At 67.8% G+C, this 23,359-nt stretch carries 26 protein-coding genes and 1 pseudogene; 15 read left to right on the top strand and 12 right to left on the bottom strand.

The window, feature by feature from the left end; translation table 11 throughout:
* Nucleotides 1-804, bottom strand: an 804-nt coding sequence (locus DPV74_RS09170) for a TolC family protein (protein ID WP_240439948.1), incomplete at its 3' end; no start/stop codon positions are given.
* A gap of 154 nt (nt 805-958) precedes the next feature.
* Here DPV74_RS09170 and DPV74_RS09165 point away from each other — a divergent pair.
* Nucleotides 959-1,795: a helix-turn-helix domain-containing protein gene (locus DPV74_RS09165; RefSeq protein ID WP_021159581.1), complete on the top strand. Its 837-nt coding sequence runs from the start codon at nt 959-961 to the stop codon at nt 1,793-1,795.
* Nucleotides 1,796-1,909: 114 nt separating this feature from the next.
* Entirely contained in the window at nt 1,910-3,277 is a 1,368-nt protein-coding gene (locus tag DPV74_RS09160) for a glutamate--cysteine ligase (protein WP_060196354.1), read from the top strand.
* Nucleotides 3,278-3,296: 19 nt separating this feature from the next.
* Here the strand turns inward: DPV74_RS09160 and DPV74_RS09155 are convergent, their stop codons facing one another.
* Nucleotides 3,297-4,409, bottom strand: coding sequence for a 3-deoxy-7-phosphoheptulonate synthase (locus tag DPV74_RS09155; protein WP_119337038.1), 1,113 nt, complete (start codon nt 4,407-4,409; stop codon nt 3,297-3,299).
* Nucleotides 4,410-4,790: 381 nt separating this feature from the next.
* Between DPV74_RS09155 and DPV74_RS09150 the strand changes: the two genes are divergently transcribed.
* The 4 genes from DPV74_RS09150 (at nt 4,791) to DPV74_RS09135 (ending at nt 7,745) form a co-directional block, all read left to right on the top strand.
* Nucleotides 4,791-5,201, top strand: a complete 411-nt coding sequence (locus tag DPV74_RS09150; protein WP_021159585.1) for a thioesterase family protein — start codon at nt 4,791-4,793, stop codon at nt 5,199-5,201.
* Nucleotides 5,202-5,229: 28 nt separating this feature from the next.
* Nucleotides 5,230-5,877 (top strand): hypothetical protein, encoded by a 648-nt coding sequence (locus DPV74_RS09145; RefSeq protein ID WP_060196356.1) that lies wholly within the window; start codon nt 5,230-5,232, stop codon nt 5,875-5,877.
* A complete protein-coding gene (locus DPV74_RS09140; RefSeq protein WP_059700327.1) occupies nt 5,874-6,437 on the top strand; it encodes a shikimate kinase in 564 nt (187 codons plus the stop codon). The genes DPV74_RS09145 and DPV74_RS09140 overlap by 4 nt, the downstream gene beginning before the upstream one ends.
* 600 nt (nt 6,438-7,037) lie before the next feature.
* A complete protein-coding gene (locus tag DPV74_RS09135) occupies nt 7,038-7,745 on the top strand; it encodes an SDR family NAD(P)-dependent oxidoreductase (protein ID WP_119337037.1) in 708 nt (235 codons plus the stop codon).
* A gap of 31 nt (nt 7,746-7,776) precedes the next feature.
* On the opposite strand, the gene DPV74_RS09130 is transcribed toward DPV74_RS09135, so the two are convergent.
* Entirely contained in the window at nt 7,777-8,742 is a 966-nt protein-coding gene (locus DPV74_RS09130) for a LysR family transcriptional regulator (RefSeq protein ID WP_119337036.1), read from the bottom strand.
* Nucleotides 8,743-8,956: 214 nt separating this feature from the next.
* Here DPV74_RS09130 and DPV74_RS09125 point away from each other — a divergent pair, with 214 nt between their 5' ends.
* On the top strand, nt 8,957-9,421 hold the full coding sequence (locus DPV74_RS09125; protein WP_059700321.1) for a RidA family protein: 465 nt from the start codon (nt 8,957-8,959) through the stop codon (nt 9,419-9,421).
* A gap of 42 nt (nt 9,422-9,463) precedes the next feature.
* Here the strand turns inward: DPV74_RS09125 and DPV74_RS09120 are convergent, their stop codons facing one another.
* Nucleotides 9,464-10,840 carry an alpha-hydroxy acid oxidase gene (locus DPV74_RS09120; protein WP_374708957.1) on the bottom strand — a complete coding sequence of 459 codons (1,377 nt, stop codon included), beginning with the start codon at nt 10,838-10,840 and terminating at the stop codon, nt 9,464-9,466.
* On the opposite strand from DPV74_RS09120, the gene DPV74_RS09115 reads away from it, so the two are divergent.
* Nucleotides 10,821-11,708, top strand: a complete 888-nt coding sequence (locus DPV74_RS09115; protein WP_119337034.1) for a LysR family transcriptional regulator — start codon at nt 10,821-10,823, stop codon at nt 11,706-11,708. The two genes, DPV74_RS09120 and DPV74_RS09115, sit on opposite strands and share 20 nt — an antisense overlap.
* Before the next feature lie 57 nt (nt 11,709-11,765).
* On the opposite strand, the gene DPV74_RS09110 is transcribed toward DPV74_RS09115, so the two are convergent.
* Nucleotides 11,766-13,085 carry an MFS transporter gene (locus tag DPV74_RS09110; protein WP_059621064.1) on the bottom strand — a complete coding sequence of 440 codons (1,320 nt, stop codon included), beginning with the start codon at nt 13,083-13,085 and terminating at the stop codon, nt 11,766-11,768.
* A 388-nt stretch (nt 13,086-13,473) separates the two neighbouring features.
* Here DPV74_RS09110 and DPV74_RS09105 point away from each other — a divergent pair, with 388 nt between their 5' ends.
* The 4 genes from DPV74_RS09105 to DPV74_RS09090 all read left to right on the top strand — a co-directional run bounded on the left by DPV74_RS09105 (nt 13,474) and on the right by DPV74_RS09090 (nt 15,088).
* Nucleotides 13,474-13,893: an organic hydroperoxide resistance protein gene (locus DPV74_RS09105; RefSeq protein WP_027787366.1), complete on the top strand. Its 420-nt coding sequence runs from the start codon at nt 13,474-13,476 to the stop codon at nt 13,891-13,893.
* Between the two features lie 70 nt (nt 13,894-13,963).
* On the top strand, nt 13,964-14,290 hold the full coding sequence (locus DPV74_RS09100) for a DUF4148 domain-containing protein (RefSeq protein WP_027787367.1): 327 nt from the start codon (nt 13,964-13,966) through the stop codon (nt 14,288-14,290).
* Between the two features lie 69 nt (nt 14,291-14,359).
* Nucleotides 14,360-14,686, top strand: a complete 327-nt coding sequence (locus DPV74_RS09095; RefSeq protein WP_119337041.1) for a DUF4148 domain-containing protein — start codon at nt 14,360-14,362, stop codon at nt 14,684-14,686.
* Between the two features lie 72 nt (nt 14,687-14,758).
* On the top strand, nt 14,759-15,088 hold the full coding sequence (locus DPV74_RS09090; RefSeq protein ID WP_119337033.1) for a DUF4148 domain-containing protein: 330 nt from the start codon (nt 14,759-14,761) through the stop codon (nt 15,086-15,088).
* A gap of 260 nt (nt 15,089-15,348) precedes the next feature.
* Here DPV74_RS09090 and DPV74_RS09085 read toward each other — a convergent pair.
* Nucleotides 15,349-15,711: pseudogene (locus DPV74_RS09085) on the bottom strand (phospholipid methyltransferase); the annotation flags it as partial.
* Nucleotides 15,712-15,933: 222 nt separating this feature from the next.
* On the opposite strand from DPV74_RS09085, the gene DPV74_RS09080 reads away from it, so the two are divergent.
* On the top strand, nt 15,934-16,659 hold the full coding sequence (locus DPV74_RS09080) for a GNAT family N-acetyltransferase (protein ID WP_119337040.1): 726 nt from the start codon (nt 15,934-15,936) through the stop codon (nt 16,657-16,659).
* A 48-nt stretch (nt 16,660-16,707) separates the two neighbouring features.
* On the opposite strand, the gene DPV74_RS09075 is transcribed toward DPV74_RS09080, so the two are convergent.
* The 6 genes from DPV74_RS09075 to DPV74_RS09050 form a co-directional block, all read right to left on the bottom strand.
* Nucleotides 16,708-17,163 (bottom strand): MarR family winged helix-turn-helix transcriptional regulator, encoded by a 456-nt coding sequence (locus tag DPV74_RS09075; protein WP_119337032.1) that lies wholly within the window; start codon nt 17,161-17,163, stop codon nt 16,708-16,710.
* A 112-nt stretch (nt 17,164-17,275) separates the two neighbouring features.
* On the bottom strand, nt 17,276-17,404 hold the full coding sequence (locus DPV74_RS09070) for a hypothetical protein (protein ID WP_255221834.1): 129 nt from the start codon (nt 17,402-17,404) through the stop codon (nt 17,276-17,278).
* Complete coding sequence (locus tag DPV74_RS09065; RefSeq protein ID WP_048022703.1) at nt 17,401-17,772, bottom strand: GFA family protein; 372 nt, start codon at nt 17,770-17,772, stop codon at nt 17,401-17,403. Before DPV74_RS09065 ends, DPV74_RS09070 begins: the two co-directional genes overlap by 4 nt.
* Nucleotides 17,773-17,955: 183 nt before the next feature.
* On the bottom strand, nt 17,956-19,056 hold the full coding sequence (locus DPV74_RS09060; protein WP_119337031.1) for a nitronate monooxygenase family protein: 1,101 nt from the start codon (nt 19,054-19,056) through the stop codon (nt 17,956-17,958).
* Between the two features lie 265 nt (nt 19,057-19,321).
* Nucleotides 19,322-20,578, bottom strand: a complete 1,257-nt coding sequence (locus DPV74_RS09055; protein WP_119337030.1) for an MFS transporter — start codon at nt 20,576-20,578, stop codon at nt 19,322-19,324.
* Nucleotides 20,579-20,853: 275 nt separating this feature from the next.
* Complete coding sequence (locus DPV74_RS09050; RefSeq protein WP_119337028.1) at nt 20,854-21,780, bottom strand: LysR family transcriptional regulator; 927 nt, start codon at nt 21,778-21,780, stop codon at nt 20,854-20,856.
* A 236-nt stretch (nt 21,781-22,016) separates the two neighbouring features.
* Between DPV74_RS09050 and DPV74_RS09045 the strand changes: the two genes are divergently transcribed.
* Both DPV74_RS09045 and DPV74_RS09040 read left to right on the top strand, forming a co-directional pair.
* Complete coding sequence (locus DPV74_RS09045) at nt 22,017-22,649, top strand: hypothetical protein (protein WP_027787377.1); 633 nt, start codon at nt 22,017-22,019, stop codon at nt 22,647-22,649.
* Between the two features lie 13 nt (nt 22,650-22,662).
* On the top strand, nt 22,663-23,346 hold the full coding sequence (locus DPV74_RS09040; protein WP_059588346.1) for a hypothetical protein: 684 nt from the start codon (nt 22,663-22,665) through the stop codon (nt 23,344-23,346).
* Nucleotides 23,347-23,359 lie beyond the last annotated feature (13 nt).

Genomic DNA, 23,359 nt, shown 5'->3' with positions numbered 1-23,359 from the left:
CAGCGGCGCGGGCCGCACGAGCGCGAGGCCGCGGTCGGGGCCGGCGCCGAGCAGGATCGCGAGCGCGATGCGCGCACTGTCGATCGCCTGGGCCGTGCGTGCCTGCTCGCGCGTCGCGGCCGCGACTTCGCTTTCCGCCTGGCGCTGTTGCGCGACGTTGTCGATGCCTTTCGTGACGCGCTGGCGCGTGAGCGTGAGCGCTTCGTCGGCGCGCGCGTATTCGGCCCGCGCGACGTCCTGCTGATCGAACGCATACGCGAGATTCACGTAGGCGCGCGCAACGTTGACCGACAGCAGCACGCGTGCAGCCTGCGCATCGATTTGCGCGGCGCGCGCTTCGCCGAGCGCGGCTTCCCACGCGGCACGGCGCCCGCCCCACAGATCGAGATCCCAGCTCAGGCCGAGATTGACCTCGCGCGTGTGGCTGAAGAAGCCGCCGCCCTCGCCCGACGAAAACTGGGTACCGGACAGCCGCTCGGCCTTTGCGCTCGCGCGGCCGTCGAGATGCGGCAGCCGCGCGGCCCGCGCTTCGATCACCAGCGCCTGCGCTTCGCGTGCGCGCGCATCGGCGGTCGCGAGATCGGGGTTGCCGGCGAGCGCCTCGTCGATCAGCGCGCTCAGTTGCGCATCGTTCAGCGCGCGCCACCAGTCGGCGGCCGGCCAGTCGGCGGCGGGCACATGCGCGAGGCTGCGCGATGCGGCGAGCGTATCGGCGCCGCGCAGCGTGCCTGCGGGTGCGAGCCCGTCGCGGCTCGCGCACGCGCCGAGCACGACGAGCGCGGCGGCGGCGGCGATTCGCGACATGACGCGCAGTGCGCCGGCATCGCGTGTCCAGGGAGCAAGTGCTGCATGCATCGCATTCCTCTGCTTCGTATCGGTTTGAACACGACACGCATTGTTGGACGCCCCCGGGCAAAGCTGATAATGTCGTTTAGACAAAAAATAATGAATTCCGGCCATGCCCATCCGAGACACTTCTCCACCGCGCACCGTGCAGCGCGCCGATTCCGATCCGAGCGAACGCGAGGACGGCCCGTCACTGATCGCCGTCTGGGGGGAGGACGACGGCAGCAACACGTACCGGCTCGGCACCCGCGAGGTCGACTGGCACAGCCATCTGCGCGGGCAGGTGTTCTGCGTGGAAAGCGGTTTCGCGCACGTGCGCACGCCGCACGGTTCATGGCTGTTGCCGCCGCATCGCGCGGGCTGGATTCCGCCCGGCGAGCAGCACAAGGTCAGCATCAGCGGCGCGTTGAGCGGCTGGAGCGTCGTGATCGCACCGGCCGCAAGCCGGCGGATGCCGGGGCAGCCATGCGTGATCGCGATCACCGAGTTGATGCGCGCGCTCGTGCGGCGCGCGGTGTCGTGGGCGGACCAGGACAGGCTCGACGTCGAGCAGGCTCGCATCAGCGTCGTGCTGCTCGACGAGATGCGCCGCGCGCCGCACGAGCCGCTGCACCTGCCGATGCCGCGCGACCGGCGGCTGCTGCGCATCGCCAACGCGATCCTCGGGCAGCCGCACGACAGCCGCACGCTCGAAGCGTGGGCCGAATGGGCCGGGCTGTCCGCCCGCACGCTGAGCCGGCTGTTCGTCGCCGAAACCGGCACGAGCTTCGCGCAATGGCGCCAGCAGGCGCGCCTCACGCATGCGCTCGAACGTCTCGCGAGCGGCGACAGCGTCGCCAACATCGCCGACGCGCTGGGCTATGCGACGCCGAGCAACTTCATCGCGATGTTCCGCCGCGCGTTCGGCGATTCGCCCGCGCATTACTTCGCGAAGCGCAGGCAGCCGTAGCGCGATACGGCCCTGCCCCTATCACCCCTGCCAGTACAGCACCCGCATCGACGTCGCTATAGTCGCCGTGCGACCGGCCGGTCGGTCGCTCAATGTGACTTGTGGAGGGTGTCGATGTCGAATGCCGTTGGGTCGGACCACACGCCGATCGTCTCCGAGCAGCAGCTCGCCGATCATCTGGCCGCCGGCTGCAAGCCGGCCGTGCAGTTCCGGATCGGGACCGAGCACGAGAAGTTCGTCGTCGCGCGTGCGACGCACGCAGCCGCGCCTTACGACGGGCCGTCGGGCATCGCCGCGGTGCTCGCGGGGCTGCAAGGCGACGGCGCGCCGATCGTCGATGCCGGGCGGATCGTCGGCGTGATCCAGCGCGACGGCGCCGCGATCTCGCTCGAGCCGGCCGGCCAGCTCGAACTGTCGGGGGCGCCGCTCGAAACGCTGCACGATACGCATGCCGAGCTGCATGCGCATCTCGCCGCGGTGCGCGACGCGTGCGAACCGCTCGGCCTGCGCTGCGCGCCGCTGGGGTTTCACCCTCACCTTGCGCGCGCGGCACTGCCGTGGATGCCGAAGCAGCGTTACGGGATCATGCAGCGCTACATGCCGCGCGTCGGGACGCGCGGGCTCGACATGATGCAGCGCACCTGCACCGTGCAGGTCAACCTCGATTTCGCATCGGAAAGCGACATGGCGCGCAAGATGCGCGTGTCGCTTGCGTTGCAGCCCGTTGCGACCGCGCTGTTCGCGAACTCGCCGTTCGCCGAAGGCAGGCCGACCGGCCTGCTGTCGACGCGCGCGCACACGTGGCTCGACACCGACGAGGATCGCTGCGGGGCGCCGGCGCTGTTCCTGTCGCGCAGCTTCGGTTTCGAGCGCTACGTGAGCTGGCTGCTCGACAACGTGCCGATGTATTTCGTGCGGCGCGGCGACCGCTACGCGGACGCGACCGGATGGACGTTCCGCGATTTCATGCGACGCCGCATTCCGCATCTCGAGGGCGAGACGCCGACCCTCGGCGACTTCGCCGACCACCTGACGACGGTCTTCACCGAAGTGCGGCTCAAGCGCTACCTCGAGATGCGCGGCGCCGATGCGGGTTCGCCCGCCATGATGGTCGCGCTGTCGGCATTCTGGACCGGCCTGCTGTACGATCCGACCGCGCTGTCGGAGGCCGAGACGCTGGCCGCCGCGATCGACCGCGGCACGCTGCTGACCCTGCGGCGCGACGTGCCGCGTTTCGGGCTCGGCGCGTCGGTCGACGGCCGCCCGTTGCGCGCGTTCGCCGCCGATGCACTCGCGATCGCGCATCGCGGCCTGCGCGCACGGGCGCGCAGGGATGCGGCCGGCCGCGACGAATCCGTGTATCTCGCGCCGCTCGACGAGATCGTCGCCGGTGCGCCGACCCAGGCCGAACACTGGCTTGCCCGCTATCGCGACGCGTGGGCCGGCGACGCGACGCGGATCTACGACGAAGCCGAAATCTGACCGCGTCGCGCGGGGCCGCTCATGCGCAGCACGCGAGGAGCGGCTCGTGCGCGAACTCGACGTCCGGCGCCGGCGCATGGCCGCGCCGGCGTGCACGAACCGCGTGCGCGAGCGTCTCGAGGAGCTGCGTGGTATCGGCGAACGAGAGGCACGCGTCGGTGATGCTCTGCCCGTAGCGCAGCGGCACGCCGGGCACGAGATCCTGGCGCCCTTCGATCAGGTTCGATTCGACCAGCACGCCGACGATGCGCGTATCGCCGGCCGCGACCTGCGCGGCGACGGCCGTGCCGACGCTCAACTGATTGCGGAACTGGCGGCGGCTGTTGCCGTGGCTGACGTCGATCATCACGCGCGGCGCGCAGCGCGCGGCCGCCATGCGTTCGCATGCGGCATTCACCGCGGCTGCATCGAAATTCGGCTCGCGCCCGCCGCGCAGCACGACGTGCGTATGCGGATTGCCGGGCGAGGCCGCCGCGCATAGCCGGCCGCCCGTGTCGACCGACAGGAAGCGATGCGCGCGTGCGGCTGCGCACATCGCATCGACGGCCACCTGGACATTGCCGTCGGTGCCGTTCTTGAAACCGATCGGGATCGGCAGCGACGACGCCAGCTCGCGATGCACCTGCGATTCCACGGTGCGGGCGCCGATCGCCCCCCATGCGACCAGGTCGGCCAGGTAGCGCGGCGACAGCGGATCGAGAAACTCGGTCGCCGCCGGCATCTCCGCGCCGTTGATGTCGCACAGCAGCGCGCGGGCCGTATGCAGTCCCGTGTCGATCCGTTCGCTGCCGTCCAGCAGCGGGTCGTTGATGAGCCCCTTCCAGCCGACCGTCGTGCGCGGCTTCTCGAAGTACACGCGCATCACGATTTCCAGCTCGTCCGCGAAGCGCGCGCGTTGCAGCGCGAGCCGTGCCGCATAGTCGCGCGCCGCGGCCGGGTCGTGCACCGAGCACGGGCCGGCGATGACCACGAGACGGTCGTCCGTGCCGTTCAACACGTCGACGATCGCGTGGCGAGCCAGATGAACCGTGCGCGACGCGCGCAATGCAGGCTGCAGCGCGCCGGCCAGATCCGCGGGGGACGGCAGGTGCAGCTCGGCGTCACGGTTCGTCGTCCAGGTATTCGCATGCATGGGGACTGCCCTCCTGTCGATAATTCGGGGGATTTTTTACTACAGCGCGACTGTATTGAATGGCGCTTTTGGTGCGCAACTAACATAGTTGCCAGTTTCTAATTCATAACCTTATGAATGACAGAAATAAGCAAGGCGACCGGAAATTGAGGCATTGGGTTTGCCTGATTTCGAGACGCGCTCCGGGCCGGGGATGCGATTTTTTATTCTGGATTCTGGAGCATTTTATGACGCGCGGCTGCCGATTGTTCAGCCTTTCGAAGCGGGTTGCTATTCGTTCTGATAGTGGCGTCGCGATAGGTGTTCAATTAATTTTCAGATTCCTGAAAGGCCAATCAGGTTCATATATATAAATCAACCCAGTTATTGCGGAGAATCACCATGTCGAAACGTCATTACGAAACGCCGATTCACGTCAAGTATCGCGATACCGATTCGATGGGGCATGTGAGCAGTCCCGTCTATTACGACTATCTGCAGCATTCCTATCTCTGCTACATGTTCGATCTCCTCGGCCTGCCGCGGAGCGAGAAGCTGCCGCACATCATGGTGAAGACGCAGTGCGAGTACCTCGCACCGGCGCAATTCGGCGACAACCTGACGATCCGGTCGAGCATCGTGCGTTTCGGCAGCAAGAGCTTCGATCTCGAACACCTGATGGAACGTGACGACCAGACCATCGTCGCGCGCGGCATGTCGACGCACGTGATGTTCGATTACGCGAACAACACGACGCAGGCCGTGCCCGACGAGTTCAAGGCGCGCGTGCTCGAATTCCAGGGTTCGCTGTGATGCGCGCGCGCCATTTCGGGAGCGACACGTGAGCGCCGCGGTGGCGCGCGCCCGGCGCCGGATCGGTGCGATCGTCGAGCGCCGCGACGACCGTGCGATCGTCATCGTCCGGCATGCGGCGCAGGCGTTGCTCGAGCCGGCCGCGCTCGAGCGGCATCGTTCGCTCGTCAGCCGTCACGAGGACGAACTCGAGGTGCTGCTGCAGCCGTGCGGTGGCGCGCACGACGGCGTGCGCCCGCTGCTCGGGCGGTTGCGGGATGCCGGCGTGACCGTCGCGCTCGACGCGGCGACGCTCGCTCACGACGCGTCGCTGCTCGAATTCGCGAGCTGGGTCACGCAGTGCGCGACACCCGGCGACACGGCGCAGCCGCGCGACGATGCAGCCGTGCCGGGCGGCGGGCTGTTCTGCGGCCTGGTCGTGCGATGGCGCGACTTGCGCAACGGGTGGCGGCGGCCGGAACGCGACGACGCGCCCGAACGCACGCCGCAAACGATCGCGGCGGATGCGGCCGAGCACATCGCGGCCGGCGACCCGGACGGGCAGGTGCTCGGCGCGCTGCTCGACGCCGACGATGCAGCCACCGACGCGGCGCTCGACACGTTGTCGGACGCGGTACGCGCGCGGCGGATCTGCGCGGCGACGCGGGCCGGCTGGCCGCTTGCGCGACGGTTATGAGCGCCGTCGCCACGGCGGTCGACGCGCGTGCCCTGCCCGACCGCGCGTTCCTGGTCGGCATGATGGGCGCGGGCAAATCGACGCTCGGCCGCGCGCTCGCGGCATCGCTCGGCTGGACGTTCGCCGACAGCGATGACGAGATCGCGCGGCGCACCGGCCGCTCGGTCGCCGAGCTGTTCGACAGGGTCGGCGAAGGCGGCTTTCGTCTGCTCGAAACGCAAATCGTCGACGAACTGACGCAGCGCCCGAACGTCGTCGTGGCGACCGGCGGGGGTGCGGTGCTGAATCCGCGCAGCCGCGCGCGCCTGAGCGAGCGCGGCTGCGTGATCTACCTGCATGCGGACCCCGATGCGCTGTGGCGTCGCACGCGCGATGACACGCGGCGGCCGCTGCTGCAGGTGGCCGACCCGCGGCAAACCCTCGCCGCGCTGTACCGGATGCGCGATCCGCTGTATCGCGAATGCGCACATGCGCTCGTCGATACGACGGCGCAGGACGTCGCGCGCGCGACGGCCGACGTGTTGACGGTGCTGCTGGCGCGGATCGATGCGCCGGATTGACGGCGCGTGCGACAGACGTTCGCTTCCCTGCCCCCGAAGCGATGGCGGGACGCATGGGCGTGGCGCGAACTTTGAGTATCCGACGCGTTTTCGAAACGACGAGTTTGGATTTTTAATCGTGTTGTTGTGATAAGAAAAGTTATCTCGATGATACGGGAGTGAACCGAAAAGCGCTGGGCAGGCGTCGTTTAAACGTGGGCTGTTTCATGCCGGATTTCCTGGCCGGCGCTTCGATCGGAGCGCAATTTCCGCGGCACGGCCGGATGTGCGTCGGCATGCCGCCGATACGCATCGTTTCGTCCGCTTTCGGGAGCGGCTCGGGAATGAATGTCGGCTGCCTGCCTTCACGAATTGGCGCATCGTCTCCGGCGAGCTTCGCGGGTCCTGCTGCGCGTGCGGAGTTCGTCGACGACTGCGCTTCGCGCCAACGGGCGACAAACGGGCGACAACTGCCCTCCGCCGCATTTGTTCCCGAGACGCAAGACTGTTGCGCCATGGTGGGTGTTCGAGATCGTGACCGGCGTGTCTACAGTGAGCCCATCGGATTCATCGATCCGTTCGGCACTGAAGCCGGGAACCCATCACCTATCGAGGCAAATCATGAGCGCATCCAAGGTCATCATCGTCACCGGCGCATCGCAAGGCATCGGCGCGGAAACGGTCAACGCATTCCGGGCTCGCGGCCATCGCGTCGTCGCGACGTCACGTTCGATCGGCCCGTCAAACGATCCGGATCTCGTCACCGTCGCGGGTGACATCGGCGATCCGGCCGTCGCGCGGCGCGTGGTCGACACGGCCATCGAGCACTTCGGCCGCGTCGACACGCTCGTCAACAACGCCGGCGTGTTCATCGCGAAGCCGTTCACGCAGTACACCGCGGACGACTATGCGCAGATCACGAGCGTCAACCTGAGCGGTTTCTTCCACGTCACGCAGCATGCGATCGCCGCGATGCAGAAACACGGCAGCGGCCACGTGGTCAGCGTCACGACGAGCCTGGTCGATCATGCGAACAGCAACGTGCCGTCGGTGCTCGCATCGCTGACGAAGGGCGGATTGAATGCGGCGACGAAGTCGCTCGCGATCGAGTATGCGAAGGCCGGCATTCGCGTGAATGCGGTGTCGCCCGGCATCATCAAGTCGCCGATGCATGCGCCCGACACGCATGCGACGCTTGCGTCGCTGCATCCGGTCGGCCGCATGGGCGAGATGAGCGACATCGTCGACGCGATCCTGTACCTGGACTCGGCACCGTTCGTCACGGGCGAGATCCTGCACGTCGACGGCGGCCAGAGCGCCGGGCATTGAGTCGCGGCGTCGAAACCGCGAGCCGGCGCGCCTATCGCGATGCGCCGGCCCGCCTGGCGCGTGTCCCGGCCGGACGCCCGGCCGGCTCGCGCGCCAGCTGCTCGACGAGAAAATCGACGAACACGCGCACGCGCGACGACAGGAAGCGCGCATGCGGATACAGCAGCATGAAGGGCCGCGACCGGCCGCCGAGGCCGGGCAGCACTTCCACGAGCGTGCCGGCGCGCAGATCCTGCTCGACGATGAAGCGGTAGGTCTGGAACAGGCCCGCACCGCCGCGCGCGAGCGTCACACCGGCGAGGACGTCGCCCGACGTACCGTAGCTGCCGGTCGTCGCGACGTCGACTTCCTCCGATCCATCGTTGAACAGCCAGGGAATCGGCCGCCCGCTGCTCGGCAGCTCGAACTGGATGCATTCGTGCGCATGCAGATCGTCGATGGCGGCCGGCATGCCCGCGCGCTTCAGGTAGCCGGGCGTCGCGACGACCACGAGTTCGGCGTCCTCCAGCTTGCGCGCGACCAGGTTCGAATCGGCCGGCGCGCGCCCGCGAATCGCGAGATCGTAGCCTTCCTCCGCGAAATCGATGTTGCGGTTGCTCAGGTGGGTTTCGACGCGCACGTCCGGGTACCGCTCGCGAAATGCCGGCAGCAGCGGCAGCACGCGATAGTGTCCGTACGGCGTCGGCATGCTGATCCGCAGCAGGCCGGCGGGCGTGGCCTGCTGGCCGGTTGCCTCGCGCTCCGCGTCGACGAGTTGCGCCAGCGCGTCGCGGCATTGCTCGAAGTAGCGGCGGCCGGGATCGGTCAGGCGGATCTGACGTGTCGTGCGCACGAACAGCCGCACGCCGAGACGCTCCTCGAGCCGCGCCACCGACCGGCTGACCGCGGCCGGCGTGACGCTCGCCGCGTTTGCCGCGAGCGTGAAGCTGCCGAGTTCGGCGGCAAGACAGAACAGCTCGATGCTGCCCAGCAGCAGATCGTCGAATTGTCGTTGCATGGTTCCTGCGGTCTCCGGCGGATGGCGCGCGTTGGAGCGACGAGTGTGCATGAATCCCGTGCGGGAAACCAGCGGGCGCGCATGGCGCGATTCGTTACACCGCGTCGTGAATCAATTGCGCGACCGACATTTACCGGCTTCGGCCGCGTGACTACAGTGCAGTCACTCGCAGGCAGTACCGATCGCCCGACCCTTTTCCCGCAAGGAGCATGACATGACCGTCGAACAGAAGCTGGCCGATCTCGGCCTCGCGTTACCCGAACCGCCGAACCCGCTCGGCAGCTATACGGCCGTCAGCGAAGCGGGCAACCTGCTGTTCGTGTCGGGACAACTGCCGCTCGTCGACGGCAAGGTCGCGTATACCGGCCGCGTCGGCGAACAGTTGAGCGTCGACGACGGCAAGCATGCCGCCCGGCTCGCGGCGCTGAACGTGCTCGCGCAGATCCGCCGGCACCTGGGCGGCTTCGAGCGCCTGAGCAAGATCGTGCGCGTCGAGGGGCACGTCAGTTCGGCCGACGGCTTTTTCGGGCAGCCGGCCGTGATCGACGGCGCGTCGGACCTGTTCGCCGCCGTGCTCGGTGACAAGGCGGGACACGCGCGCTCGGCGTTCTCCCAGCGCCAGTTGCCGGCGAACGCGGCCGTGATCCTCGTCGTGATCGCCGCGATCGATCCTGCGTGACGTTTAGGCCGCCCCGCAGGGCCGCAAACGGCCTCCCCCGCACTATATGGCCGTCAGCGGCGCCGGCACGCCGCCTTTCCGAATCAGCACGTCGGGCGTCAGGCCGCTGCACCGTTCGACGCCCAGCATGGCCATGTTCCGGTCCACTTCGTCGCGCAGCAGCCCGATCGCGTGCATGACGCCGGCTTCACCGGCCACGGCCGCCGCGTAATTGAACGGCCGCCCGACGAACACCATGCGCGCGCCCATCGCGACCGCCTTCAGCACGTCCGACCCGCGCCGAAAGCCGCTGTCGATCATCACCGGATAGTCCGCGCCCAGCGCCCGAACCACGTCGGGCAGGATCCGCATCGGCGAGACCGCGCCGTCAAGCTGGCGGCCGCCATGGTTCGACAGGATGATGCCGTCGGCGCCGGCGTCGCGGGCGATGACGGCATCGTCCACGCTGAGGATGCCCTTGATCACCAGTTCGCCCTTCCATTCCTGCCGGATTCGTTCCAGGTGGCCCCAGTCGAGATGGTCGCGGGCCGAGAAATCCCGCTGCACCGTGGACGACAGGATCGGCGCGCCGCGTGTGGCAAAGGAGTTCTCGAAATGCGGCATGCCGTGCGCGAGCAACGTCCGGGCGAAGGTGCCGGCGAGCCAGCGCGGGCGCACGATGCCGTCCCAGAACAGGCGCGGCCCGGGGCGCAGCGGCGTGGTGAAGCCGGTACGCACGTTGTTTTCGCGATTGGCGGACACGGGGATGTCGACCGTGATCACGAGCGTCCGGTAGCCGGCACGCGCCACGCGTTCGAGCAGCGCGCCGATGCGGCCTGCGTCGCCGGGCAGGTATGCCTGGAACCAGGTTTCCGGCGCGGCGGCGGCGACCTCCTCCAGTGGAATGAGCGACGAGCCGCTCATGATCGACGCGATGCCCGCGCGCTGTGCGGCACGCGCCAGCACGATATCGCCGCGATAGGCCGACAGCGCATGGATCCCCATCGGCGCGATGCCGAAAGGCGACGCGTAGCGTCGTCCGAACAGCTCGACGCCCTGCTCCCGTTGCGAAACGTTGCGCAGCACGCGCGTCGCAAACCCGTACTCGTCGAACACGGCACGATTGTCGTCGCGCGTGCGGTTGTCTTCCGCGGCGCCGCTGACGTAGCCGAAGATCGGGCGCGGCAGCGCGCGGCGTGCCGCGGCTTCGAAATCGTGGAGACACAGCATCTTTCGCAGCACGCGCGGCATGTGCGGCGTGCGCGTATCGGCCAGGGGGCGGCTTGTTCCGGGAACGGATGAGGCGGAAGGAGTCATGTCTGAAGCCTGTTTTCGAATCGATGGCGGAATTTTAGGTACGCGCGGCATGCTTAAAAAGCGATAATCTTCCAATGAATTTGTTCGATAAAAGCGAAAGACAATGGCGACCCCGACTCTCAAGCAGCTCGACGCGTTCTACTGGGCGGCGACCTGCGCAAACTTCTCGACCGCTGCGCAACGGCTGCACCTGTCGGTGTCGTCGCTGTCCAAGCGCATCAACGAACTGGAACAGGTCGTCGAACGCACGCTGTTCGACCGGAGCGGCCACCGGGCCGTGCTGACCGACGACGGCGAGGCGCTGCTGCCGGCCGTGGTGCGGGTGCTCGAGTCCGTCGCCGCGCTGCAGGAATCGGTTGCCAGGGACGAAGGGTTGAGCGGCCGGCTGCGCTTCGGCGTCGGCGAACTGTCGGCGCTGACGTGGCTGCCCCGCTTCGTGGCGGCGGTCCAGAAGCAGCACCCGAAGCTGGCGCTGGAGCCGTATGTCGACGTGGGCGCGGCACTGGAGGAGAAAGTCGATGCCGGTGAACTGGATTTCGCGGTGATCGCCGGCCGGTCGTCGCGCAGCAGCGTGCTGTCGCAGCCGGTGGCGGAAGCGCGGTTCGCGTGGATGGCGGCCGAGGCGCTGGTCGGCCGCGAGCGCGTCCTGACGCCGGCGCTGCTCGCCAGCCATACGCTGGTGCTGCTGCCGTCCGGTTCGGGCGTGACACGTATTCTCGACGACTGGCTGCTCGCGTGCGGCGTCAATCACGCGCGCAGGATCGAGTGCAACAACTGGAGTGCGGTGGCCGGCATGCTGGGCGAAGGCGTCGGCATCGGCTTCCTGCCGGTCGACTGGGCTCGCGCGCGGCCGGGCGGCCATCTCGTGCAGCTGACGAGCGAGCCGCCGCTGGCGCCGCTTCAATATGCGTTCCAGTGGCGCCGCGGCGACGTGCGCGGGCTGATTCCGTCGATGCTGTCGCTGGTGCGGCATTACGCGGACTTCCGCTGAACCCGTGACTTGCCGCCCGGCGTCAGGCCCGGGCGATCGCGACGAAGCGTGCCGTCGTCACGCTTCGTCGATGCGCGAGACCTGCCTGGGATCGGGCATCCACAGGTAGCACAGCAGCGACACGAGCACGCACGCCGACACGTAGTAGAAGAACCACGCTTCGTGTCCGATGCTCTTCATCCACAGCGCGACGTATTCGGCCGTTCCGCCGAACAGCGACACCGTGATCGCGTACGGCAACCCGACGCCCAGTGCGCGCACGCCGACCGGAAACAGTTCGGCCTTGGCCACGGCGCTGACCGACGAATACAGGCTGACGATCAGCAGCGCGGCGACGATCAGCGCCAGCGCGGCGCCGGTTGTCTGAACGCCGCGGAGCGCCTGGAAAATCGGCACGGTGCAGAGCGTGCCGAGTACGCCGAACGCGATCAGCAGCGGGCGACGCCCGACGCGATCGGACAGGCTGCCGAAGATCGGCTGCATCGCGACGAATGCCAGCAGGCTGATCACGGAGACCATCGATGCGTCGGCCTTGCTCATCCCCGCGCTGTTGACGAGGAATTTCTGCATGTACGTCGTATAGGCATAAAACGCGACCGTGCCGCCGAGCGTCAGGCCGGCCACGATCAGGCACTCGCGTTTGTGGTGGAACAGGTCGGCGATCGACGCGTGGCGGCGCTTGCTGCGGCGGTGCTGCTCGAACGATGCCGTTTCCTGCATGTTGCTGCGCAGGAAGATCGCGCTGCAGGCCAGCAGCGATCCGAGCAGGAACGGGATGCGCCATCCCCAGCTTTCGAGTTGCGCGGTGGTCAGGAAAAACTGCTGCAGCACGACCAGCACGCCCATCGCGAGCAACTGGCCGAGCGACAGGGTCGCGAACAGGAAGCTCGAATAGAAGCCGCGCCGGGACTTGTCGGCCATCTCGCTCAGGTAGGTTGCCGAACTCGCGTATTCGCCGCCGAGGCTCAGCCCTTGCAGCAGTCGCGCGAAGACCAGGAGCACCGGCGCGGCAAGGCCGATCGTGTCGTAACCGGGGGTCAGGCCGATGATCAGCGAGCCGACGCACATCGCCAGCACCGAGACGAGCAGCGCGGCCTTGCGTCCGTTGCGATCCGCGTACAGGCCGACGAGCCAGCCGCCGATCGGGCGCATGACGAAACCGACGGCGAAGATGGCCGCCGTGTTCAGCAACTGCACGGTCAGGTTGCCGTTGGGAAAGAACGCCTTCGCGAAATACAGCGAAAACGCGGAATACACGTACCAGTCGTAATACTCGATGAGGTTGCCTACCGATCCGCTGAAGATGGATCGGAGGTTCGCGAGGGTTCCGGTCGGCCGGGAATCCGTGGCCGTTGCAAGAGGGCTGACGCGCGACACGTAATGTCTCCGTTTCGATTGTGCTCGTGATCCGTGCAAGGGCCGGCCGTGGGCGGGCCGCTTGCGATCGGGTGTGGCAAGGTTAGAAGAGACAATGCATTGTAGAAAGCGAAATAATGACAAGGAGTCTGTTCGCTTTCTGGAAAGTCAGGCCGGCAACTCCCCGCTTCCGTGTCTGTTTCGGCGTCGTTCCGTGTTCCCCGGTTATCAGGGATCGATCGCCGGAAAGGCTTGTCCTGGAAGGCGCTCCGCGTTCCGGATACATTGAAATACAAAATATCGCATGCGATTTAATCGAATGCGCTTGACGTGAGTGGGCGACAAGACCAAACTGCGTCGCATGCGATCGAATCGCATCTGAGACAAACCTCAACTGACGGAGCAAATGATGAGCAAGATCGAACAAGTGCTGTACACGGGCAAGACGCATACGACTTCCGGCGGCCGCGACGGTGCGGCACGCAGTTCCGACGGCCGCCTCGACATCCAGTTGTCGTCGCCGGGCAGCGCCGGCACCGGCACCAATCCCGAGCAACTGTTCGCGGCGGGCTGGTCGGCCTGCTTCATCGGCGCGATGCAGCTCGCGGCGCGTGCCGCGAAGGTGACGTTGCCGGCCGATCTCGCCGTCGACGCCGAAGTGGATCTCGGCACCGCCGGCAACGCGTACTTCCTGCAGGCCCGGCTGAACGTGAGCGTGCCGGGGCTCGATCGCGACGTCGCGCAGCGCATCGTCGATGCCGCGCACCAGACCTGCCCGTATTCGAAGGCGACGCGCGGCAACATCGACGTCGACATCCGTATCGCTTGAACGCACGTCGGGCGGCCTGGCGCCGCCTGACCGAATGCCCGGTTCTTATTCTTTTTTTTCGAGGTGAATGATGAATACCCGACTGATCGCCGCCCTTCTCGTCGCTGTTTCGGCCTCTGCTGCCGCACCGGCGTTCTCCAGCGAAACCACCGTGACGCGTGCGCAGGTGCGCGCCGAACTCGCCCAGCTGCAACACGCCGGCTACCCGCTGAATCGCGCGACCGACGCAACCTATCCGGACGATCTCCAGGCCGCACTCACGCGGATCCAGGCGGCCGATGCGGTCGCCGGCAACGACCAGGCGTCCGGCTACGGCGGCAACGGCGATGCGGCCACGCAATCGGGCCGCCGGCATGCAGTCAGCGTGGCCGACCGCTCGGTGTATTTCGGACATTGAGCGTGCTTGCGCCGTCCGTCGAAACGCGAACCCTGAATTCCTTCCATCCCTGTTCTGTCGAGGTAAATGATGAAAACCCAATTGATCGCTGCCCTTCTCGTCGCCGTGTCCGCCTCCGCCTCCGTACCGGCGTTCGCCGATGAAGCCGTCGTGTCCCGCGCGCAGGTGCGTGCCGAGCTCGTCCAGCTGGAACAGGCCGGTTATCAGCCGGGCCGCGCGAACGATCCGCACTATCCGGTCGACCTGCAGGCCGCGCTGACGCGCATTCATGCGAACGACGCCGTGATGGCCGATGCGGCGACATCCGGCTACGGCAGCGAAACCGTCGCCGCGACGCAGTCGGGCCGGCGGCCCGCGACACGCGTCGCCGAACGCTCGATCTACTTCGGTCATTGAACGAAACCGCGAACGGCGCCGGCTGCCGGCGCACGATGCGCAACCGCTGAATCCATTTATTTTTCGAGGTGAATGATGAAGACCCCACTGATCGCCGCCCTTCTTGTTGCCGTGTCGGCCGCCATTGCCGCGCCGACGTACGCTGGCGAAAGCACCGTGTCGCGTGCGCAGGTGCGTGCGGAACTGGCCGCACTGCAAAAGGCCGGCTACCTGCCGAACCGCCCCAACGACCCGAACTATCCGGACAATCTGCAAGCCGCGCTGCGCCGGGTTCACGACAACGATGCGGTCGCGGTCGGGTCGCAAGCGTCCGGTTACGGCGACGATGCCGTCGGGGCGACGCAGTCGGGAAACCGCAGCGTGATTCGCATGGCGGAGCGCTCGATCTACTTCGGCCATTGAGCATGCGTCGCCGGAATCGTCACGCCCGTCCGGGCGGCGCGGTACGACGTGCGGGGAACGGGGGCGCGCGAGCACGACGCGCTCCTCGTCGGCCTTCGGCGGCAAGCAGCGATGCAGGCTGACGTACATCCGTTACTTGCGTCGGCCCGGGATTCGATCGCGCGCGGCACCGATGCAGCCGCCGGTTCTCGCGACCCGCGCGCATGCAAGAAGAGACAGCATTCGTGGCAGGCCGAACAACATCCCATTCCCAAACGCGTTCACGATGATGAACGCACGTCTGCCGATGGCCCGGCGCCGCTCGAATCGAGTGACGGCGTATGGCGCAACCGGGTGATATCGACGCCGTGCAGGATCGTTGCTTCCGCAACCGCATCCCGCTGCGGCGGTGCATCGGGCCATTGACGGCCGATTGCATCGACCCGGCGTTCGAAGCGGTACACGACGGCGGGCGGAAAGTTCATCCACGCGATGCCGATCCGGACGGCGCGAATGTGCATCGCCTCCAGGTAGCGCGGCACGTAGGTGAACGGGTAGAACACGCCATCCGCGGCCAGGTGGCGCACGAACGCGCAGTGAACGATCGCGACGGCCTGTTCGACCGGCATCGCGACAAGCGGCATCTCGTCGAGGTGACTGCCGGTACCGGAGGGCACGGGCTGGCGGTGATCCTGTCGTTTCCAGTCAGGGCGGAGCCGGCGCGCCGGCAACGCTGGCCCGGGCTTCGGCAACACGTGCCGCGCATCCCGCACCGTGCCGGTGACACGATCGATGTTGCGCCGCGCGCTGCCTCTCCGGTCCCGGTCTATGCTGTGCAACCGAAACCTTCAATCGAGGAGCAGCCGATGTCCGATGCAACGACCGGAAACGCAACAGGCGCAACAGGCAGTACGCACCCGCTCGACCATGTGGTGTGGAACGCGCTGACCGGCAGGCAGCGCCGCTTTGCGCTCGGCGACGGCCGTGCATGGCGGTTTCCGGCCGCCATCGCGCCGTTTGCCGCGATCGAGGATACCGGCGCGGCATCGTTCGACGCGTTGCGCGCACTGGTCGCCGCACACGGACCGGCGGCACTCGTCATGCCGGACGAGATCGAATTGCCGGCGGGCTTGTCGGCGATCCGGCGCGCGACCCTGTTGCAAATGGTCTGGCAAGGGACGCCCGCACCGGCACCTGAAGCGGGCCACGTCACGCTCGCCGAAGCCGACGTGCCGGACATGCTCGCGCTGACCACGGCCGCGCAGCCCGGCCCGTTCGGCCCGCGCACGTTCGAGCTTGGCCGCTATATCGGCATCCGCAACGAAGGCAGGCTGGCCGCGATGGCCGGCGAGCGGATGCAGGTCGACGGGTATACCGAGATCAGCGCCGTGTGCGTGGATGCCGCGTTCCGGCGGCAAGGGCTGGCGGCACGTCTGATCCGGTCGTTGATCGCGGCCATCGATGCGCGCGCGGAAACGCCTTTCCTGCACGTCCTCACGTCCAACCGGGTCGCGATCGAGCGTTATCTCGCACTGGGTTTTGTCGTGCGCCGCGAGATGCACCTGCTGGTGCTGGGCGACGGGCACGCATGACGACGCGGCCGGCACGATGCACGTGCCGGCCGCTGGTAGCCCGTGGGCTTATTCGTCGGTCGAGCGGATCAGGTTGCCGCGCAGCGTGACGATCGCCTTCTGCATCTTCGCGAATTCGTCCGGCTTCAGCCCGGTGGCCTCGACGAGGTTCATGTCGAGCCCCTTCTCGCGCACGCGGCGCCCGCTCTTCGTCAGGCTGACGAGCACCTGGCGTTCGTCCGACGGATCGCGATGCCGCTCCAGGTAGCCCATTGCCTCGAGCTTCTTCAGGATCGGCGTCAGCGTATTGGATTCGAGGAACAGCTTCTCGCCGAGCTGGCTGACCGTCTGGTTGTCCTGCTCCCACAGCGCAATGATCGTGATGTATTGCGTGTACGTGAGGCCCAGCTCTTCGAGGATCGGCTTGTAGGCCTTGCCGAACGCGAGGTTCGTCGAGTAGATCGCGAAGCACAGGAACTCGGACAGCTTCGGCGCGGCGGTGGATGGTGCTTCGGTCGGTTTCATGAACGTCCTCCAGCGACGCGAACGGCCGCAGATGGACGGATTATATATCGCGTGCGATCTTATCGGAAGCATGATAAATCGGTCTCGATGAACCAACGGGCGCCGCGCGCCGTCAATGCGGCGTGCGGCGCTTGCCGGTCTGCACGCGGCTGGCCGACAGCAGCGTGCATTGCACCGGATGCGCGATTTCGGTCGCGACTCCGCCTGCCGCAAACAGCAGGATCATCAGCCAGCGTTTCATGCGTCCTCCACGACCGAAAGGCTCGCGCCGTCGGCGACCGTCGCGTCGAGCGCATACGGGTCGATACCGTCGAGGCAGCCGAGATTGACGCGCCAGCAGGCCGGGTCCTTGCGGGTCTGATGGAACGGATAGACGCCGCAATGGCTGCAGAAATAGTGGCGCGCCGTGTGTGTGTTGAAGCGGTAGCACGTCAGCGCGCCCTCGCCTTCGACGATCTTCAGTTCGCTCGCGGCGAACATCGGGCTCATCAGCGCGCCGCGCCGGCGGCACAGGCTGCAGTTGCAGCGAACCGCCGGCGTCACGGCGGCTCGGACTTCGAATCTGACGGCCCCGCAATGGCAGGACCCTTTGAGCCAGGTTGCAGACATCGTGCACTCCAGAAGAGGTCATGCCTGCTTTATAGCGGACGCCCGAACCTGCGATGTATCGCGATGTATCCGCGGTTTGCGCAGATACAGGACGTTTCAAATCGGCGGCGGGCAATCGGGTTGCATTCTCCGATCGCCGGCATGCGCATGCGGCCCGCCGCGTGTGAAGCGCGGATCGTGCGATCAATCCAGCACGTGCTGCATCCGCTCGATCGCCGCCCGCGTCTCGCGTTCGAGTGCGGCGAACAGCTCGGCCGCCGGCAGCTGCCGCACGAGCGGCGCCGCCTGCCCGGCCCACTGCGCGCCGTAGCCGAATTCGCCCTTTGCCTTCGCGGCTGCATGCAGCGCCTTGCCGGCGTCGTAGGCGATCGGGTACGCGGGCGTGGCCGGCGCCTGCGGGTCGTCGCCGAGCGCGGTCAGCCGGTTCGCGATCCCGCGCGCGGTCCGGCCGGAGATCGCGGCCGTGAACGTCGTGCGCCGTGCGGCGTCGCTTAGCAGCGCGCGGCGATAACCGTCGTCGATCGCTGTCTCCGGGCACGCGACGAACGCCGTGCCGAGCTGCGCGGCCTGCGCGCCGAGCGCGAGCGCGGCGGCGATGCCCTCGCCGTCCATGATGCCGCCGGCGGCGATCACCGGCAGCGCGCATTCGCGCACGATCAGGCGCGTGAGCGCGAACGTGCCGAGGCGGTCGTCACGGGCGGTCGAATCGAACACGCCACGGTGGCCGCCCGCTTCGATGCCCTGCGCGACGATCGCGTCGATGCCGGCGGCGGCGATCCGGCGTGCCTCGTCGAGATTCGTCGCGGTCGCGAACAGCGTGACGCCCGCGCGCTTCAGCGCGTCGATCACGTCCGCGGACGGCAGCCCGAAATGGAAGCTGACGACGGCCGGCTTCTCTTCGACGAGCAGCGCCTGCATCGCGTCGTCCGCGACGAAACTCGTATAGATCTCCGACAGCGATGCGGGCGGCGTCGCGCCGTATTCGCGGAACGCCGGCGCGAGCCAGTCGAGCCAGGCGCGTTCGACGGCCGCGTCGGCGCGTGCCGGCCGGTGGCAGAACACGTTGATGTTGAACGGCCGGTCGGTGAGCGCGCGCGTGTCGCGGATCATCTTGCGGGCGCCGTCGGCGTTCGTCGCGCCCACGCCGAGCGAGCCGAGCCCGCCCGCATTCGACACGGCGGCCGCCAGCGCCGGCGTGCTGACGCCGGCCATCGGCGCCTGGACGATCGGTGTGCGCACGCCGAGCGTGCGCAACAGCGTCCGGTTGTCGGTCGATTGATTCATGGCGCTGGCCTCCTGCAAGATCCGCAATCGAAATGCCTCGACCGAATGCGGGCCGAAGCGCGTGGGTCGGGTTCGGATCGGTGCGCGTGGGTCGTGCCTCGCGCGCAGCCGGTCGCATGAAAGTTCTGTCGAAAAGGCGCGCAGCCGTGCGGTGCGGGGTTTGCCGTCGCGGCGACGGCGTACGACATCGCGCGTTGCGCGGCGCGGCACCTGCTGCTGCGCCCATCCTACGCCCGCCCGTGGCCCGCCGGCCAGCGGCCAGCGGCTATCGGCCGCGCGCCCAATGCGCGAGCCCCGCGCAAGCCGCCAGCAGCGCACCCGTCACGAAGAACACCGAATGCAGCCCGAGCGCGACGCCGATCTGCCCGCCGATCACCGGGCCGATCACCTGCCCGCTGAACTGGGCGGACTGCAGGTAGCCGAGCATCTGCCCGGTCGCGCGCTCGTCGACCGATTGCCGCACGAGCTTGCCGATCGACGGCAGCAACCCCGCGAGGGTCATGCCCATCAGCGCGCGCAGCGCGGCGAGCTGCCACCAGTGTGTGACGAACGCCTGCGGCACCATCGCGAGCGCGGTCAGCAACAGGCAGCCGATGATCACGTTCCAGCTGCCGATCCGGTCGGCCAGCGCGCCGAGCCGGGCGGCGGTCAGCATGCTGCCGAGCGCCGAACACGCCATCACGACGCCGGCGATACGCGCGAGATGATCGCCACCGACACCGAGGCCGCCGATATAGACGGTGATGATCGGCTCGATCGACATGTTCGCGAGCAGCACCATCATCGCCGTCACCAGCAGCGCGGCCACCGCCGCACGATTCGTGCCGCGCGACGTGCCGGCCGTCGCGCTCGCGGTGCGCGGTTTCGCGTCGGTGCCCGCGTGGAAATCCTCCTTCACGACGAAGATCGTCAGCAGCGCGGCGACGGCGATCATCGCGCCACCGGCGAAGAACGTGCCGCGAATGCCGAGCCAGCCCGGCAGCAGCCCGCCGACGAGCGGCCCGACCAGGTTGCCCGCGAGCGCGCCGGTCGACAGGATGCCGAGCGCCCAGCCCGCGCGTTCGCGCGGCGCCTGCGTGCCGACCATCACGGTCGAGGCCGACGCGTAACCGCCGACGAGCCCCGCGAGCAGCCGCAGCACGACGAGTTCGACCACGTTGTGCGCGACGCCGATCAGCGACATCACGATCGCCATGCCGATCGCTGCGCGCACGAGCATCGGCTTGCGGCCGAAGCGGTCCGCGAGCCGGCCCCACAGCGGCGCGGTGACGGCCGTGCCGAGAAACGTCGCGCCGAACGCGACGCCCGACCACTGGATCACGGCCGATTGCGCTTCGACGCCGAGTTGCCGCACGTACAGCGGCAGGAACGGCAGCAGCATGCTCAGACTGACGAGCGTCGTGAACGACCCGAACACGCAGACGGCGAGATTGCGCCGCCAGTAGCGCGCGTTGCGTTCGGCGTAGCCGGCGGCGGGCCGTTCGGCCCGTGCCGCGGCGGGGGCTGGCGAGATCGTGCTCATTGCGCCCTCGCCGTTGCGGTCATCGGTGCGGCAAACCCTTGCACGACGAAGTGCGCCGGCAACGGCACCAAGGCGAAACGCGCAACGCCGATGCCGGATCCGACGCGGCGCGCGCTGAACGCACGGGCGCGGGGCCGGCCAGGAAGCGCTCGATCCATGTTGACCTCCATTCGCTGAACGGGCGCCATGCGCGTCCGTTGGTTGAAGGAAGTCTAGATTGAGCCGATTGCCGAGTGAATCGCCGTCACTCGAAAGCCATTCTTCCGCATCCCGGTTCAATCGCCGTCGGTGATGGCCGCCAGCCGCGCGAAGTGCTCGCGCAGGCGCGGCGCCGCGAAATCGACGAACGCACGCACCTTCGGTACGGAAAGGCGCCCGTAAGGCGTGACGAGATGGATCGGCAATGGCGCGTGTTCGCTGTCGCGCAGCACGATCCGCAGCGTGCCGTCCCGCACCGGTTCGGCGACGTGGTAGGAAAAGAGCCGCGTGACGCCGTGGCCGGCGACGGCCGACGCGACCGCGCCGCGGATCGTGTTGATGATGAAGCGCGGCGCGAACTGGACGACCTGCGGCAGCGCCGTCGGCGCGGACGGCGGGAAGCTCCACGAATCGAGGCCGAAATGCGTCATCGAGATGATCCGGTGCCGGGCGAGATCGGCCGGCGTCTCGATAGCCGGATGTCTGGCCAGGTAATCGGGCGACGCCACGACGACCCGCCGCACCGCGCCGACCGGAATCGCGACCAGCGTCGAATCGCTCAGGTGCGCGATCCGCAGCGCGACGTCCATGCCTTCGTCGATCAGGCTGACGGGACGGTCGAGCAACTGCAGGCGGATCGACACGGCGGGATGGCGTTCGATGAATTCGTCGAGCAGCGCGCGCAGCACGTCCTCGCCCGCGGCGACCGGTGCGGTGACGGTAAGCATGCCGCGCGGCGCCGAGCGTTCGTCGGCGACCAGCATGTCGGCTTCCTCGAGATCGGACAGGATGCGGCGGCACGCGGCGGCGTAGCGTTCGCCGGCTTCGCTGAGCCGGATCGTCCGGGTCGTGCGGTACAGCAGCGCGGTGCCCGTGTGCGCTTCGAGAAACGCGATCGCGCGGCTGACCGCCGCCGGCGACCGGCCGAGCTTGCGGCCCGCGCCCGCGAGGCTGCCTTCGTCCAGCGTGGCGACGAACACCTTCATCGCGTCGATTCGATCCATGGTTTGAGCGGGCCGGGTGCGAACGGCCGTGTGATGGGCGGCAGGCAAGCGAGCGAGCAGTCTACCGCACACCGGTGCGATGCCCGGCCCGGGGGATGCTGCACTTGCCGCTTTGGCCCTACAATGCGCAGGCGAAGAAACCGCACGAACGGCCGTCAGGGCGCCGCGTTCGTCGAACGCAGCGTCCGACATTCAAGCGGTTCCGCTGAATAACGAACCACAACCAACCCGCACTCATGAAAAGAAGAACATTTCTCGCGCTGCCCGCCGTGGCCGCGTCCGGCATGCTTGCCGGCTGCTCCAATTTCGGCCCCGTCACCAAGGCGTGGATGAGCGATTCGAAATACGACGAAACCCTGTCGACGTTCCTGATTACCGCGGACGGCAAACAGCTCGTCGTGCTCGGCAAGAAGTATCACTACATCTTCGAGATGCCGCCGAGCCTTGCGACGGTGCTCAACGCCCCCTATCGCCCCAAGATTCACACGGCGTTCAGCGATTTCGAGGCGCACGGCGACGCGATTACCGGTCAATACACGATGCGGCTGGACTACGCGGATGCGCCGACCGGCTCCGACGTGCGCGAGCGTGCGCTCGCGGACGGTTTCAAGAAGGACGGTGCCTACCTGGAGTCGGAAGGCAGGATCAGCGGCAAGCGCTATCTGCCGAACGATGTCACGTCTTCGTCAGTCCCGCAGGCGTTCAATCGGCCGTACGAGGTCACGGTGACGGACAAGCTGACGGCTGTCGGCCGCGGCGCGAAGCTGGCCTTGTCGCCGATCGCGATGGCGGCCGATGGCGCGTTGGGCCTGCTCGGCCTCGCGCTGTTTCCGATCGCGCTCACCACCTTCATCATCGTGGCGAGTTGAGGTGCGATCGGCGATGAAATCTCCTGTCCGAAACCTGTTCCGCATCGGCTGCGTGGCGGCCTGCCTCGCGTTCGCGCAACATGCCGCCGCCGAAAGCGACTGGGACGCCGCGCGCCATGTCCGTACCGACTGGGTGTTCGCGTCGATGAAGGAAAGCGACGTGCGGCCCACGCTCGATCGTGCGCTGAAGGACCAGGCGCGCTGGGCCGGCCTGCCCGGCAACGCACCGGATGCCGGTGCGTTCAGCTGCACGAAGCTCGCGCTGCCGCCGCCGTCGGCCGAAGCGCAGGCCGCGTTCGACGCGGCGCCGTCGTCGCGCGGCCGCGACGCCGACAAGGCCTACGCGAAGGCCGCATCGCTCGGTTCGTGGCGTGCGGCCGCGCGCCTCGCGAGCAGTTCGCTCGACGACGAGGATTGGGAAGGCGCGCAGCCGGCGATTGCGTGGCTGCTCGTTCATCACGTGCCGGCCGGCTACAACAAGCTCGCGGATGTCTTGCAGGCGATGTCGGGCTACGACGGCGAAACGCCCGGCGAGGGCATGAGCGGGATGATCGCGTCGCTGCGCTGGCGCGCGGCGCGCGAAGGCGATCCGGTCGCGCAGATGGAAATGGCCGACCTGTTCGAGAAGCTCGGCCAGCCCGATCTCGTCACCGCGTTGCGCGCGTGTGCGACGCAGCAGAATCCTGCGCTGAAATGATGCGAGCCGGTAT

It is taken from the genome of Burkholderia sp. HAN2018 (assembly GCF_024704855.1).
Lineage (GTDB): Bacteria > Pseudomonadota > Gammaproteobacteria > Burkholderiales > Burkholderiaceae > Burkholderia > Burkholderia cepacia.
The sequence above is the reverse complement of the archived record's forward strand: the minus strand, read 5'-3'. Positions and strand labels throughout refer to the sequence as shown.

Excerpts from the sequence above, each read along its gene's own strand:
- DPV74_RS09100 (WP_027787367.1), top strand. The coding sequence starts at position 13,964 with ATGAATACCCGACTGATCGCCGCCCTTCTCGTCGCTGTTTCGGCCTCT.
- DPV74_RS09040 (WP_059588346.1), top strand. The coding sequence starts at position 22,663 with ATGAAATCTCCTGTCCGAAACCTGTTCCGCATCGGCTGCGTGGCGGCC.
- DPV74_RS09045 (WP_027787377.1), top strand. The coding sequence starts at position 22,017 with ATGAAAAGAAGAACATTTCTCGCGCTGCCCGCCGTGGCCGCGTCCGGC.
- DPV74_RS09130 (WP_119337036.1), bottom strand. The coding sequence starts at position 8,742 with ATGCAACGACAATTCGACGATCTGCTGCTGGGCAGCATCGAGCTGTTC.
- DPV74_RS09105 (WP_027787366.1), top strand. The coding sequence starts at position 13,474 with ATGAGCAAGATCGAACAAGTGCTGTACACGGGCAAGACGCATACGACT.
- DPV74_RS09135 (WP_119337037.1), top strand. The coding sequence starts at position 7,038 with ATGAGCGCATCCAAGGTCATCATCGTCACCGGCGCATCGCAAGGCATC.
- DPV74_RS09095 (WP_119337041.1), top strand. The coding sequence starts at position 14,360 with ATGAAAACCCAATTGATCGCTGCCCTTCTCGTCGCCGTGTCCGCCTCC.
- DPV74_RS09070 (WP_255221834.1), bottom strand. The coding sequence starts at position 17,404 with ATGAAACGCTGGCTGATGATCCTGCTGTTTGCGGCAGGCGGAGTCGCG.
- DPV74_RS09155 (WP_119337038.1), bottom strand. The coding sequence starts at position 4,409 with ATGCATGCGAATACCTGGACGACGAACCGTGACGCCGAGCTGCACCTG.
- DPV74_RS09080 (WP_119337040.1), top strand. The coding sequence starts at position 15,934 with ATGTCCGATGCAACGACCGGAAACGCAACAGGCGCAACAGGCAGTACG.
- DPV74_RS09090 (WP_119337033.1), top strand. The coding sequence starts at position 14,759 with ATGATGAAGACCCCACTGATCGCCGCCCTTCTTGTTGCCGTGTCGGCC.
- DPV74_RS09150 (WP_021159585.1), top strand. The coding sequence starts at position 4,791 with ATGTCGAAACGTCATTACGAAACGCCGATTCACGTCAAGTATCGCGAT.
- DPV74_RS09125 (WP_059700321.1), top strand. The coding sequence starts at position 8,957 with ATGACCGTCGAACAGAAGCTGGCCGATCTCGGCCTCGCGTTACCCGAA.
- DPV74_RS09075 (WP_119337032.1), bottom strand. The coding sequence starts at position 17,163 with ATGAAACCGACCGAAGCACCATCCACCGCCGCGCCGAAGCTGTCCGAG.
- DPV74_RS09165 (WP_021159581.1), top strand. The coding sequence starts at position 959 with ATGCCCATCCGAGACACTTCTCCACCGCGCACCGTGCAGCGCGCCGAT.
- DPV74_RS09140 (WP_059700327.1), top strand. The coding sequence starts at position 5,874 with ATGAGCGCCGTCGCCACGGCGGTCGACGCGCGTGCCCTGCCCGACCGC.
- DPV74_RS09060 (WP_119337031.1), bottom strand. The coding sequence starts at position 19,056 with ATGAATCAATCGACCGACAACCGGACGCTGTTGCGCACGCTCGGCGTG.
- DPV74_RS09050 (WP_119337028.1), bottom strand. The coding sequence starts at position 21,780 with ATGGATCGAATCGACGCGATGAAGGTGTTCGTCGCCACGCTGGACGAA.
- DPV74_RS09160 (WP_060196354.1), top strand. The coding sequence starts at position 1,910 with ATGTCGAATGCCGTTGGGTCGGACCACACGCCGATCGTCTCCGAGCAG.
- DPV74_RS09065 (WP_048022703.1), bottom strand. The coding sequence starts at position 17,772 with ATGTCTGCAACCTGGCTCAAAGGGTCCTGCCATTGCGGGGCCGTCAGA.
- DPV74_RS09115 (WP_119337034.1), top strand. The coding sequence starts at position 10,821 with ATGGCGACCCCGACTCTCAAGCAGCTCGACGCGTTCTACTGGGCGGCG.
- DPV74_RS09055 (WP_119337030.1), bottom strand. The coding sequence starts at position 20,578 with ATGAGCACGATCTCGCCAGCCCCCGCCGCGGCACGGGCCGAACGGCCC.